The sequence below is a fragment of the Saccharothrix sp. HUAS TT1 genome, assembly GCF_040744945.1.
In the GTDB taxonomy this organism is placed as follows: domain Bacteria; phylum Actinomycetota; class Actinomycetes; order Mycobacteriales; family Pseudonocardiaceae; genus Actinosynnema.
Window position 1 is genome coordinate 20,471 of the sequence record NZ_CP160454.1, and the last position, 12,699, is coordinate 33,169.

Sequence of the window (12,699 nt, forward strand, 5' to 3'; positions counted from 1 at the left end):
TCGCCGTGACCAGCGCGAACCACCGAGGAGGATCATCGTGACCACCGCCGGCCAGGACGACGTCGACGGCGGCGGGCGCCGCGCCGCGGTGCCCGCGCAGCCGCCGCTGGACGTCGTCGGACACTTCCGCGAGACCGACCACCTGGTCAAGGCCGGGTGGACGTGGGAAGAGGCGAGCGCGTACGCCAACGCCACCTCCAACCGGTTGAGCGCCCGGATCGCCGAGCGCTTCGGCCACACCGTCGACCCGCTCAAGCCGCTGCCCATGCTGCTGATCACCCTCTACCGCAACGGCGAAGGCACGATCCACGCCACCACGCTCAACCACCCGACCAGCGTGCGGTGCGGTCGGACGACCAACGCCGAGCGCTCCGGCGAGTACATCAACTCCGTGCTCGCCCTGGTCGAGCGGAACGACGCCGCGTCGGCCGTGACCGCGCTGCGCCACGCCGCCGTCGACCCGTGCCGGCTGTGCGGGCTGTGCTTCCGCGACCAACGCCACCTGCTGCCCACCGAACACGGGCCGGGCTGCGCGCCACTGACCGAACCGACCGTCACCCTCACCCTGTCCACCACGGCCGTCGCCGTCATCGCCGCCCACCTCTCCCCCGGGGAAGCGGGCGTCGACCCGCACCACCTCGACCTCGACGACGCCGTGCTCCAGGAGCTCCGCACGGCGTTCCCGCCGTCCGCGTTCCACGAGTGGTCCACCCGCCTCGACCCCACCACCTGACCACCTGACCACCCGACCACGCCCGCCGGCACCCCTTCCCAACCCTCATGTACGAAGGGACACCGCCCGTGACCAGCAACGACGACACCCAACCGATCCCCACCCGACCGACCGGGACAAGGCCGACCTCGACCGGCCGCGACCCCCGCGTCCTGCGCCTGCGCGACGCCCTGATGCCCGCCCTGGCGGGTGTGCTGTTCACCGCCGGCGCGCTGCTGAGCCTGCACCGCGGCGTCGACCCGGGCGCCGTGCTCGTGCAGGCGTCCCTCGCCGGCTACGCCCTGCGCGCCGCCCTGCTCACCGTCACCACCTGCCGCCGCGTCGCCCGCTGGGCACGCGCCCGCGACCGGTGGGCCGCCGACCCCGACGCCGGACACCTGCCGGACTACCCGCGCACCGCCCGGCCCAGCCGGCGGCGCACCCAGCTCGTGTTCAGCGCCCTCGTCGTCGCCCCCGCCGCCGCCCTGCTCTGCCTCATCGGCGGCCAGGCCCTCCAGCTGCTGGTCACCAGCCTGCTCGCGGGCGGCACCCTGCGGGAGGTCGGCGCGCTGCTCGACGCCCGCTTCCACCCCGGCCGGGCCCTTCCCCACCCCCGGCCCTGACACTGCCTCCCGCCCCCGGCCCCACCGCACGCAGTGGACCTCCCGGGGGCGGGCGAAGGTCCACCAGCACCACCCCAACCCGAAGGACATGCCCGATGAACAGCAGGAACACCCACAAGCGGAAGGCGCTCGTCCTCGCCGCGCTGGTCGCGGTCACCACTGCGGGCTGCGGACTGCTCGGCGACGCCGACGGCGACCCCGCCACCCCGGCCGGCGCGGAGCACGCCCAGGTCGACGAGCCCGCGCCCCGGCTGCCCGGCGACCCGATCGAGGACTACCTCGTGCCCCCGCCCTACGCCCCCGGCTACGGCACCGACGTCCGGACCGCACGCGACCAGCTCGCCGCGCTGGTCATCGCCGACGACCGGCCGATGACGGGCTACCGGCGCGAGAAGTTCGGCGACGGCTGGAACAGCGGGCCCGACGGCTGCGACACCCGGGAGACCGTGCTGGTCAACCAGGGCCGCGATGTCGTCCGCGACCCGGCCACCTGCAAGGTCACCGCCGGCACCTGGCACTCGCGCTACGACGACGTCACCGTGACCGACCCGCGCGAACTCGACATCGACCACGTGGTGCCGCTGGCCGAGGCGTGGCGCACCGGCGCCGCCGACTGGACCCCCGAGCTGCGCGAGCACTTCGCCAACGACCACACGATCGAGCTGGTGCCGGCCACCAGGAAGACCAACCGCGCCAAGGGCGACCAGGCCCCGCCCGAGTGGCTGCCGCCCGCGGCGGGCAACCACTGCCGCTACGCGATCAACTGGATCGGCGTCAAGAGCGGCTACGGGTTGACCGCCAGTAGTGGAGAAGTCACCGCCCTGGCCGCCATGCTGGACACCTGCCGCACGGCCTGACCGGGCGGCGACCAGCACGAACCCGACCCGAAACGAGTAACGCCCGCCGGGGTGGCCTACCCAAGCACAGCCCCGGCGGGCTACTCCCCAACCCGAGGAGTACGCCCATCATGGCAACCTCCGGCCCGCGCGCCAAGCCGAAGATCACGAAAAGGCGCGGCGAAGTCCGCGTTTCGGCCCTCGGCGCACGCCGACGCCTCCAGTCGCTCTACGCGATCGGACACGTCGAAGCGAGCATCGCACCCCACATGACCAGCGCCGTCGACGGCAAGGTGCCGGTCAAGTCCGACACCCCGACCATCCCGCTGTCCGTGCACGAGGACATCTGCCGGGTGTTCGACCTTCTTCGGAACACCTCCGGCCCGCGCGCCGCCCAGGCGCCCGGCCTCGCCGAGCGGCACGGCTGGTACACCCCGCAGCAGTGGGAGCTGGCCTACATCGACAACCCGGCCTCCACCCCCGACGCGATCGTCGGCGAGATCGACCTGAGCCGCGGCCTGTGCCGCACGCACCGCGACCCCGACCTGTGGGCGGGCCTGGACACCAGCCGCACCGCGGCGGCCAAACGCATCTGCCGCGGCTGCCCCGTGCAGCGCGACTGCCTGACGTTGGCGCTGGTCAAACCCGAGAAGTGGAACACGTGGGGCGGCGTGGGCGAAGGCACGCGCGACCCGATCCAGAGGCGACTGGTCAAGGCCACCGCAGGCCGGGCGCTGCTCGGTTCGCCCGAGCTGGAGGAGGTGCTGGACCGCTACTGCGGCCCGGCGCGCACCGCCGGCGACCCCGCCGACGACGTCGACACGCCGGTTCCTGCGCCCCGCAGTGCCGCGCCCAAGGCGGCCAGGACCCGCGCCCGCGTCGGAGGGAGCGGGGCGTCAGCCGCATGACCAGCGGGTACGACCCCGCCGGCTACTACGCGATGCTCGCCTGCACCCCGCCCGAGCAGCAGCCACGGCCCGTGCTGGAGCTGCTGGCCTACGAGCTGCACCTGGTGGCGATGGGGTTGGAGGACCGGGCCCGACAGCACGAACGCGCCGACCCCGACGGCGGCAGCACCGTCATCGTCGAGCTGCGGCACCTCGCCGGCCTCATCGAGCACCGCGCCGACGGCTACCGGGCCCGACCCGACCCGCCCGGCGGCGACGACCGGCCCACCATCCCGCACCAGCCCACCGACCCCGCGACCCGCTACACGGAGAAGCCGTGAACACCACCACCACCAACACCTCGCCCGCCGCGCCGTCCGCGCTGGTCACGCACCCCGACCAGGTGTCCACGCCGATGCACGACAAGCTCCTGGCCGTCGCCGACGACTCCCACGTGATCGGGGAGTTCCTGGACTGGCTGCCCACCCGCGACCTGCACCTGGGCACCCCCAGCGAGGACGGCGAGCGGCTGCACTTCGCGCACCCCGACATCGAGAAGCTGCTCGCCGCGTTCTTCGGCATCGACCTCGGCGTCCTGGAGGCGGAGAAGCAGGCGCTGCTGGCCGCCCAGCGGGCCCTGAACGACTCGGCGACCGGCGACACCACCCGATCCGGTCAGTGACCTGCGCCACCCTCCCCGGTTACGGTGTGCGATCAGCACGACCCACCACCTCGACGGCCCCGCCCGGCGCACCCCGGGCGGGGCCGTCGGCATCCGTGCAGTTCACGAGCGGTGCGAGGCGACCGGATCGGGGGATCTGGTCAGCGCGGCACCAGCACCACGGCGTCGCGGCCCGGCAGCGACAGCGTGCCCGTGACCGCCTGGCCGTCGGGACGGCGCATCCCGCGCGGAGGGGTGACGCGCACCGTGGACCTGCCCGGGTTCACCGCCACCCACGCCCGGTCGAACCGCCGCGTCCACACCCCGTTCTCGCCGCGCGCCGCCGGCTCCCGCGCCGCACCCGCCTCCAGCTCCAGCCACGACGACCAGCCCGGCCGCCGGTAGTCCCCGCTCGACGGCGGTGACCAGCACGTACGCGGCCCGGCCAGCAGGGCGGCCGTGGCGAAGCCCAGCCGCTCCACCGTCGCCGCGTCCCGCCCGCCGATCTTGGTCAGCAGCAGCAGCCAGCGGTCCCCGGCCGCCGCGGTGCGCTGCAACTCCGCGAACTCCGTCCCGGCGAACGTGAGCACCCCGTTGTCCTCGCGCAGCGCGAAGTTCTCCTCCATGCCGCCGCCGTGCCGCGAGTGCGTAGTCCAGCGGTCCGCGGTCGTGTGCGACTCGGAGATGTTGGGCACGAGCACCTTGTTCGCCTGCCGCAGTGCCGTCCCGGCCCGGCCGAGCAGCCCCGCCAGGCCCTCGCGCAGCAACCGGTCGGTGCCCGCCCGGTTCCCGGTGCCCTTCACGACCTTGTCGGAGTACCAGCGCAGGGTGTGCATGTCGTTGTCGGCCAGCACCCCGTCCCATCCGTCGCGCACCACCTCGTCGACGACGCGCTTCGCCCACGCCTGCTGGTAGTCGGTGTTCCACACCGCCATCTGCCAGTGCTTCGGGTAGCCGTTCCACTCGATCCGGCGGCCGTCGCCGTCGACGGCGAACCACTCCTTGCGCGCCTGGTGGAAGCCCACGCCGGTGGGCAGCAGCGACGCGTCCCGCTCGCCCTTCGGGCCCTCGACCGCGCCCGGGTAGTTCCGGGTCGAGGACAGGCACTTGTAGACCAGCACCGTCACCTTCGGGTTCAGCGCGCGCAGCCGGCGCAGCTCGGTGAGGTCCCAGGCGTTGAGCACCACCACGGCGTAGCGCCGCGCCGCCAGCCTCAGGTCCTCGTCGGTCGGTCGGGCGCCGATGCCATACCACCAGCTCCGCACCGCCGGCGTCCCCGGCCGAGCCGCAGGTACCACGTCCGTGTCGATCTCCATACCGCCGATCGTGGCATTCGCTGCGTTCCGCCGCCTGTTCTGGAAGCGCTCTCTGCGAGCCGCCACGCCTGACTCGGCCACTTGCCGTAGTCGGCCCGCTGCGCCAGCCGGGATACGTCCACCACCCGTGAGCACCCCACACGTACCAGCGGATGATCGACACCTATCACCGCAGGTCACAAACTTGTAGAGACATCACCCGATATGAGGCTACCTCACGGTAACAGGGTTGTGACCCTGCGTACGGTTAAGCGCCGCCGTAACGTCCGCCCGGTGCTCACCTGGCTCCAACTCCTGATCGCCACCGGCGCGGCGGCCCGCCTCACGCGGATCGTCGTCGCCGACTCGATCACCGAACGCCCGCGCACCGCGCTGCTCTACAACCGCGAGCAGCGACGCGCCCTGCGCGAAGGCCGACCGGTCCCCGCCGCCACCCGGCCGAGGATCGCCGCCCTGCGCGCCCGCCTGCACCAGCTCGCCACCTGCCCCTGGTGCACCGGGTTCTGGGTGTCGATCGCCGTGGTGGCGCTGGCCTGGCACTACCGGGACCACGCGCTCACCTGGCTCATCGGCTCCGCACTGGCCCTCGCCTACGCCGTGGGATGGCTCGCCGGCAGGGAGTAGGCCCGTTCCGCCGGGCGCGGCCGAGCGGCCGGCGATGCCAGACGACGAAGACGAGGTACACGTTGACCAGTGTCGATACACGACCGTCCACGCCCGCGCGGACCGACTCGTGCCTTTTCGACTACGCAGAGTTGATCATCAAGTTGGCCCTCGACCGAGCCGGGCGGGTCCTGACCCGGTCCCAGCCGCGCAGCATCCGCTCCTACAACGGAGCCGCCCGCTCCGTGCACACCTGGCAGCGCCACACCGTCATCGACCCCACCGCCGCCGAACTCGACGTCGACAAAATCCTCGACCAGACCTACGCCCTGGTCGGAGCCCCCGTCGAGGACTACCAGCGCTGCGTGCGCCTGGTCGTCGAAACCGTCGTCAAGACCCTGCTCGCCACCCGCGAGCCCTACAAGCCGTCCATGCTCGCCGGGCTGCTCGACATCAACGAGTGCCTGACCGGTTGAACCCCGCCCTGCGGGCCTGAACCGGGCGAAGCCGCCCGCAGGCGGCTTACCATCCACCGCGAGACGCATCACGAACTGCCGACTGGCGCATCGTGGCCGGGCAACCCACCGCCGAGGGATGCCGCCCGTGCCCGGACCCGCCCAGCGCCTGCGTGCCGTCGCCGACGACGCCCAGCACCGCATGGCACCGGCCGTGACCAGCGCATTCCGCGACTACCTCGCCGCCGCCCGCACTGCGGTCCTCCAGCCCGACCAGCTGAGCGCGGCCCCCCGCGACGTCCCCGCCCCCCGTCCACAGGCGCGCCCACCCGCGGGCCTGTGGACCGACCTCGTCCGACAACGGCTGCTGCCCGTCGCCCAGGTCGTGTTCCGCCGCGCCTGGCGCTCCCAGCTCACCGCCGCCACCGCCCGCGTCCTCGACAGCTCCGCGCACGTCGCCCTGTTCCTCGCCGACACCGCCGCGCGCCTCACCGGAGCGACCTGGTCCGACGACGTGCACCAAGCCGTCCGCGAGCAGGTCGACCGCGCCCACCGCGAGCACCTTCCCCTGGGTGAACTGCGCGAACTCGTCAGCGCCGCCCTCTCCCTGCCCGCCTGGTCACCGCGCGCCGAGACCATCGCCCGCACCGAGGCCCTGGCCGCCGTCAACGCCGGAGCCCACGCCTCCGGCCTCGCCCGCATCGACGTCCTCGGCGAACCCCTGCGCAAACGGTGGCTCGCCACCCGCGACACCCGCACCCGCCCCGCCCACCGCGACGTCGACGGCACCACCGTCGACGCCGACGCCCCGTTCACCGTCGGCGGCGAACAGCTGCTGTACCCGCACGACCCGCGCGGCAGCGCCGCCGCCACGGTCAACTGCCGGTGCCTCGTGCTGTGGCTCGACCCCCTCGAAGAAGACCGCTACACCGCACTTGACCAGCACAGGGAGGACACCATGAGCGACCCGGAACCCGCCGGCGACCCCGTGGCGACCGGGTCGCCGGTCACCGCGGCGGCCGTCGACACCACCACCTCGTCCACCACCCCGTCCGCGGCCGGCACCGCCGAGCCCGCCGGAGCGGAACGGACCGCCGCGCACTCCGGCGACCACGTCCCCGGCGAGGAGCCGCCCACGACCGACGGCACCCCGGCCGGGACGGGGACGGGGCAGGACGGGACGGTCGAGGGCCGTCCGTTGACCGCCGCCCAGTCCCGGATGCCCGACGACCTGCACGACTACTGGGTGCGCGGCGAAGGCGCCGCCGAGATCCGGTGGGGCACCAAGGGCTCGTTCGACCGGTGCCGCCGCCGGCTGCGCGAGCACGTCGACAACGACACCCTCGACGGGCTGTGCGCGAACCTCCACCACGACGCCACCGGCAAGTGGCCCTCCGAAGGCAAGGGCCGCGCCGCCTCCGCCACCGACGACGAGGTGGTCTACAGCGGCGACCAGTTGGCCGCACTCGCCGCCGCCATGACCACCAGCCCCACCGCCCAGGCCGCATCCGCCCAGTTCACGGCCGCCCTCGCCGCCCGCCCCGCGCACTCCGGACGGCACGCCGACGCCGAGGACGACGACGGCGAGTTCGTCAACCGCACCGGCCCCACCGACCGGGCCGTCCGCGACGCCGAGGACGACGCCGAGGACGAAGCCGACGACGAAGACCGCGACGAGGACCAGGAGGAGGACGAGGACGACCGGGACGACGAGCAGGTCATCACCGACACCGAAGTCCAGGACCAGCCCGAAGTGCAGGTACGGCGCGGTGTCCGGCCTGAACCCCGCACCCGCCGGCGACGCGTCACCGCCGCCGCGACCTCCCAACCCGCCGCGTCCCCTCCCGCCGAACCCGCCCCGACGGCGACGCTCACCGCCGCGCCCCGCACCATCACGCCGCCCCGCCCCGGCGCCCGCTCCATCACCACCCCCGCACCCGCACCGGCCATGACCAGCGCCGACACCTCGCCTGGCGGGCAGGGCGACGACGAGCCGTGGGCCGTGCGCGTCGCCCGCCAGGTGCCGATGGAACCCGACCCGGACGCGTTCCGGCAGGAACCCGGCCCGCGCGGCACCAAGATGCACGTCGTCAACGAGCAGGGCTGGGTCGCCGGGTTCATCGCCGACTGGGACGCCCGTCACCGCGTCTACAACGTGCCCCCGCCCCACGACCCCTACGGCGGCGGCTACCCCAAGTTCCACCGGCACAGCGTCCGCACCGCCGACGGCGGCCGGGTCCTCACCGGCCCGATCGCCGCCAACGGTCACGGCGACACCGCACAGACCGACGTGTGGGCGGTCATGCAGCACTACGACGACCCGCGCCACGTCGTCGCCAACGTCGTCGTCCGCGAAACCCCCGACGGCATCTGGGGCTGCGGCGCGCTGCGCGCCGGCGTCACCCCGTTCCAGATCGCCCTGCTCGACACCTACAGCCAGTCCGGGCACTGGATGCCCGGCCCGTCCGGCTACGCCGAAGAACTCGTCGCCTCCTGCTGCGTCACCGTCGAGGCGTTCGAGCTGCCCCCCGCGCACCGGCTCGGCGTGCAGCCCGAGTCGATGGCCGCCGCCGCCGCGACCGCCGCACCCCGCCTGGAGGACCTGCGCCAGGAGGCCCTGGTCGACGACGACGGCCGCTGCCTGGTCCTGGTCGCCGCCGGCGTCCTGGTCCCCGATGCCCCGCCCGCCGGGCCGTCCGACCAGCCGGTCGACGGCGCACGGGTGTTCCGGCAGTTCAAGCACGCCCAGCGCGCCGACGAGCAGATCACCGCGGCCCGCCGCCGCATCATCACGCCGCGGGTCATGGCCGCCGCCGCCCGCATCGGAAAGGAACTCTGACCATGTGCGGATGCAGGAGCACCGGGGGCGCCCGGTCCATGACCGGCACGGCCACCCCGCCGTCCGGAACCCGGTTCGAGGTCACCTACCCCAACGGCGCGCACGCCGAATTCGACTACGAGTGGCAGGCCGCGCAAGCGCAGGCGATCTCCGGCGGCACCGTCCGCCCCCTGTTCCCGCCGCACGTCGTCCTCGGCCCCGCCGCCGACCAGCCCAACCCCGTGCAGCTCGACACCGGCCAGCCGCAGCCCGTGCCGGCGGCCGTCCACCCCGCCGGCGGGCAGCACGCGACCGGCCCGTACGGCGACGGCGGCGCGCCCCCGTGGCCCGGCCGCACCCTCGGCCCGTACCCGCCGCCCCCGCCCGCCACCCCGAACACCCCCGGCGGAGCCGACCCGAGCTTCCCGGCCGCCGCGACCGCGCCGCCCCCGACGGCCGGACCGGCGTTCCCGCCCGCACCGCCACCCGAAACGGCGCGGGCCTGACCGGGGGCGCGAGGCGACACGACGACACGACCGGGTGAAACGCCTGGTCCAGGCGCTGTCGCCTCGCGCCCCCTGATCAGCGGCAGTTAGCATCCCTCACGGGCCGACCCGCACGCGCAAGCACCGCGGACCCGGCCCCGATCGCATCGTCTGGTGACTCGTGACCGGATGCACACCACCCCCAAGGTCGTGTGCTCCGGAGGGTCACGTGGACCACCTGTCAGACCTGCTCGCCGCCGCCAACAGCGGCGACGCCACCGGGCGGGCGCGCATCAAGCAGCTGACCCAACGCGTCCGCGACCTGCCCGCCGGCGTCGACCTGGGCAGCCTCGAACGCGCCGCCGGACTCCAGTTCGACGCGCTGCTCCAGCAGTACGACACCGACGAGCGGTTCCCGCTCGACGAGACGTACAAGTTCGACCTGCTCGCCGACACCATCGAGGCGCTGCGCGCCGTCGGCCAGGAACGCGTGCAGGCCAAGGCCGCCGCCGACACCCGCATCGGGAAGATCATCGACCGGGTCCGGCCGCCGCAGGCCGACGCCGAACCCGCCTACGCCGACGATCCCGGCATGGCCGCCGCCGCCACCGGCGCCGACCCCGGCCGCGACGCGCCCGCCGGCACCGGTGACCAGCCCGGACCCGCCACCGGCGCACCCGGCGCGGGCGCGTCCGGCACCGCCTCGGCCGCCGCCGACCCGGCGGTCTCCGCGAACCCGGAGGGCAGCGAGCCCGCCGCCACCCCGACGACCACACCCCCGGCCGCCGGCGCAACCGACCGGCCCGCCGACCCGGCGGCGCCCGCGACCTCGGCGACCCCGCCCGCGGCCGACCCCGCGGCGGGCACCCCGCCCACCACCCCGCCCGGCAGCCCCGCCCCCGCCGCACCGGCCGTGACCAGCGGCGACACACCCGCTGCCGTCGCACCCGGTGCGGGCGCGTCCGGTGTCGTCGACCCGGCCGCGCCCACCCCGCCGATGCCGCCCAGCGCACCCGAACTCCAGCTCGGGATGCCCGACCCGACCATCGACGCCCCGCCCGCGAGCACACCGCCACCGGAAGCCGCACCGCGCCTGCACCCGTACGCCACGAACCCCCAGGACGTGACCGTGACCCAGACCCCCGCCCCGACGGCCGGGGGAGACCCCGGCACGCCCGTCACCGCCGCCGCCGTGCCGCCCGGGGCACCCGGCACCGGCCTCGCCCGCCGCCCCAACACCGTCGCCGCGATCCACCGCGCCAACGGCTACCGCAAAGCCGGTGACCAGCAGCGACAGCAGACGCTGGCCGCCGCGGCCGCCGCCGGCGAACCGCTGCGCCGCTACTCGATCGTCGCCTCCGCCGAGGTCCCCGAGTACCCGTACGGGCAGCAGTTGTCGGTGGAGCAGTTGGGCGACGCCGCCGCGATCCGTTTCGCCGCCCTCCCGGTCGGGCAGCCCGCCAACGGGCAGATCAAGGCCAACGTCGCCCGCATCCAGCGGCAGTTCGCCGCCGCCGTGCAGCTCACCGGCAACAGCAGCGACATCGCGGTCATCGACGAGGTCGCCGACGAACGCCGCCTGCCCGGAAACTCGCTGCTCGCCGCCACCATGCAGCAGCTCCCCGCGACCCTGACGGCCGCCACGCAGGCACCCAGCATCATCCAGGACATCTGGTGCACGCCCAGCGAAACCGACTACACGCTGTGCCCGCCGCTGGCGACCCGCGAAGGCATGATCGACCTGCCGACCACCGGCCTGCCCGCGCGCGGCGGCATCCGCTACCCGGTGTGGACCCAGTTCCCCGAGCAGGCCGCCGACGCCAGCCGCGACGGCTGGCGCGGCCAGGTCGTCGTCTACCCCGAGACCGACCCGCTGCCCGGCAACGGCCTCGACGACCCGCGCTACTTCCGCGGCCCCGGCCCGAACAACGTCCCGCCGCCCGGCGCCGGCTACCCCAAGCGCTGCATCGAAGGCCCCTGCGTCGACTGGGTCGAACAGCGCGCCTCGCTCGCCTACATGTGCGTGACCAGCGACATCATCCGCGACCGCACCTTCCCCGAAGGCATCGCCCGGTTCCTGGCCGACGCGCTGCTGCACCACGAGCACTTCCTCAACGAGACCTACATCGGCTACATCTCGGCGCACTCCGACCCGGTGCCCGCGTTCGACGTGCAGGCCGGGCCCGGCGCGATCGGCTCGGTGTCGCTGGCCGTCACCGACCGCATCGGGCTGCTCGTCGCCTGGTTCCGCGAGCGCTACAAGATGGCGCTCGACGCGACCCTCGAAATCGTGATGCCCGAGTGGTTCCGCGAATACCTCAAGCGGGACCTGGAGAAGAAGAACAACAGGCCCTACGGGGCGGTCAGCAACGCCGAGATCGCCGCCCTGTTCGCCCAGTACGCCTCGCGCGTGCAGTGGGTGCGCGACTGGCAGCCGCTCCCGGACGGCACCCCGCTCAACGGGCGCGTCATGCCGCCCGACGGCTGGCCCAACAACGTCGAGATCATCGCCTACCCGGCCGGATCGTGGGTGCTGTCGCAGGGCAACATCATCCAGCTCGGCGTCATGTACGACTACCAGCTGCTGCTGGAGAACCGGTACTCCGCGCTCTTCACGGAGGACGCGTGGATGTTGACGAACAGGTGCAACCGCACGTTCCGGGTCACCCTGACCAACCTGTGCGCGAACGGCGCGCTCGGTCCGTTCCGCGACGCCTGCCCGCCCGTCAGCGCGCTCGCGCTCACCCCGGCCGGGCCCACCACCCTCGCGCCCGGCGCCACCGAACAGGCCACCGCCACCGCCACCCTCCCGTCGGGCGGCACCGAAGACGTCACCGTCCGCGCCACCTGGGGCACCTCCGCCCCGCAGGTCGCCACCGTCTACCAGGGCCTGATCACCGCCGTGGCCGTCGGCACCGCGACGATCTCCGTGTCCTACGGCGGGCACCGGATCACCAAGCAGGTCACCGTCGCCACCACGCCGCCCGCGACCGCGCAGGACGACGAGCAGTCCACCAAGGACTCCGGCGGCACCACGAGCCGCACGAGCACCGGCCGCAGGGGCGATGACCAGCGCGAACCCGACGGCGCATCGGGTGCGGCGGCCGGTGGCGCGACCGCCGCGGGCGGCCCCGCCGACCGCGCCGGCGCCACCACCGGCAGCTCGACCGGCACCGGCGACGACCAGGCCGCGGCCACCACCGGCGACGGCGGCACCGGTGGCACCGGTGGCGACGACTCACCACAAGCCGGCCGCAAGACCGGCACCACGAAGAAGTAACCGCAGGAAGGACCGCGTGCCGG

12 protein-coding genes are annotated in these 12,699 nt (G+C 74.2%); 11 read left to right on the forward strand and 1 reads right to left on the reverse strand.

What is annotated here, in order from left to right; translation table 11 throughout:
- Nucleotides 1-37 precede the first annotated feature (37 nt).
- The 6 genes from AB0F89_RS37605 (at nucleotide 38) to AB0F89_RS37630 (ending at nucleotide 3,740) form a co-directional block, all read left to right on the forward strand.
- Nucleotides 38-733: a hypothetical protein gene (locus AB0F89_RS37605; RefSeq protein WP_367139583.1), complete on the forward strand. Its 696-nt coding sequence runs from the start codon at nucleotides 38-40 to the stop codon at nucleotides 731-733.
- Between the two features lie 68 nt (nucleotides 734-801).
- On the forward strand, nucleotides 802-1,335 hold the full coding sequence (locus AB0F89_RS37610; RefSeq protein ID WP_367139585.1) for a hypothetical protein: 534 nt from the start codon (nucleotides 802-804) through the stop codon (nucleotides 1,333-1,335).
- A 95-nt stretch (nucleotides 1,336-1,430) separates the two neighbouring features.
- Entirely contained in the window at nucleotides 1,431-2,192 is a 762-nt protein-coding gene (locus AB0F89_RS37615; protein ID WP_367139587.1) for an HNH endonuclease family protein, read from the forward strand.
- Between the two features lie 248 nt (nucleotides 2,193-2,440).
- Nucleotides 2,441-3,079 carry a WhiB family transcriptional regulator gene (locus AB0F89_RS37620; protein WP_367139589.1) on the forward strand — a complete coding sequence of 213 codons (639 nt, stop codon included), beginning with the start codon at nucleotides 2,441-2,443 and terminating at the stop codon, nucleotides 3,077-3,079.
- The gene (locus AB0F89_RS37625; RefSeq protein ID WP_367139591.1) at nucleotides 3,076-3,399 is read left to right on the forward strand and encodes a hypothetical protein; all 324 of its coding nucleotides are present in this window, start codon (nucleotides 3,076-3,078) and stop codon (nucleotides 3,397-3,399) included. Before AB0F89_RS37620 ends, AB0F89_RS37625 begins: the two co-directional genes overlap by 4 nt.
- Complete coding sequence (locus tag AB0F89_RS37630) at nucleotides 3,396-3,740, forward strand: hypothetical protein (protein ID WP_367139593.1); 345 nt, start codon at nucleotides 3,396-3,398, stop codon at nucleotides 3,738-3,740. Before AB0F89_RS37625 ends, AB0F89_RS37630 begins: the two co-directional genes overlap by 4 nt.
- 140 nt (nucleotides 3,741-3,880) lie before the next feature.
- Here AB0F89_RS37630 and AB0F89_RS37635 read toward each other — a convergent pair whose 3' ends face one another.
- On the reverse strand, nucleotides 3,881-5,035 hold the full coding sequence (locus AB0F89_RS37635; protein WP_367139595.1) for a putative glycoside hydrolase: 1,155 nt from the start codon (nucleotides 5,033-5,035) through the stop codon (nucleotides 3,881-3,883).
- A 273-nt stretch (nucleotides 5,036-5,308) separates the two neighbouring features.
- Between AB0F89_RS37635 and AB0F89_RS37640 the strand changes: the two genes are divergently transcribed.
- From AB0F89_RS37640 to AB0F89_RS37660, 5 genes are all read left to right on the forward strand, one after another.
- Nucleotides 5,309-5,659: a DUF1360 domain-containing protein gene (locus AB0F89_RS37640; protein WP_367139597.1), complete on the forward strand. Its 351-nt coding sequence runs from the start codon at nucleotides 5,309-5,311 to the stop codon at nucleotides 5,657-5,659.
- A 131-nt stretch (nucleotides 5,660-5,790) separates the two neighbouring features.
- Nucleotides 5,791-6,114: a hypothetical protein gene (locus tag AB0F89_RS37645; protein WP_367139599.1), complete on the forward strand. Its 324-nt coding sequence runs from the start codon at nucleotides 5,791-5,793 to the stop codon at nucleotides 6,112-6,114.
- A gap of 127 nt (nucleotides 6,115-6,241) precedes the next feature.
- Complete coding sequence (locus tag AB0F89_RS37650; RefSeq protein ID WP_367139601.1) at nucleotides 6,242-8,932, forward strand: phage minor head protein; 2,691 nt, start codon at nucleotides 6,242-6,244, stop codon at nucleotides 8,930-8,932.
- A 38-nt stretch (nucleotides 8,933-8,970) separates the two neighbouring features.
- Complete coding sequence (locus AB0F89_RS37655) at nucleotides 8,971-9,417, forward strand: hypothetical protein (RefSeq protein WP_367139603.1); 447 nt, start codon at nucleotides 8,971-8,973, stop codon at nucleotides 9,415-9,417.
- 208 nt (nucleotides 9,418-9,625) lie between these two features.
- Complete coding sequence (locus AB0F89_RS37660) at nucleotides 9,626-12,676, forward strand: major capsid protein (RefSeq protein WP_367139605.1); 3,051 nt, start codon at nucleotides 9,626-9,628, stop codon at nucleotides 12,674-12,676.
- Nucleotides 12,677-12,699 lie beyond the last annotated feature (23 nt).

Excerpts from the sequence above, each read along its gene's own strand:
- AB0F89_RS37615 (WP_367139587.1), top strand. The coding sequence starts at position 1,431 with ATGAACAGCAGGAACACCCACAAGCGGAAGGCGCTCGTCCTCGCCGCG.
- AB0F89_RS37620 (WP_367139589.1), top strand. The coding sequence starts at position 2,441 with ATGACCAGCGCCGTCGACGGCAAGGTGCCGGTCAAGTCCGACACCCCG.
- AB0F89_RS37625 (WP_367139591.1), top strand. The coding sequence starts at position 3,076 with ATGACCAGCGGGTACGACCCCGCCGGCTACTACGCGATGCTCGCCTGC.
- AB0F89_RS37635 (WP_367139595.1), bottom strand. The coding sequence starts at position 5,035 with ATGGAGATCGACACGGACGTGGTACCTGCGGCTCGGCCGGGGACGCCG.
- AB0F89_RS37655 (WP_367139603.1), top strand. The coding sequence starts at position 8,971 with ATGACCGGCACGGCCACCCCGCCGTCCGGAACCCGGTTCGAGGTCACC.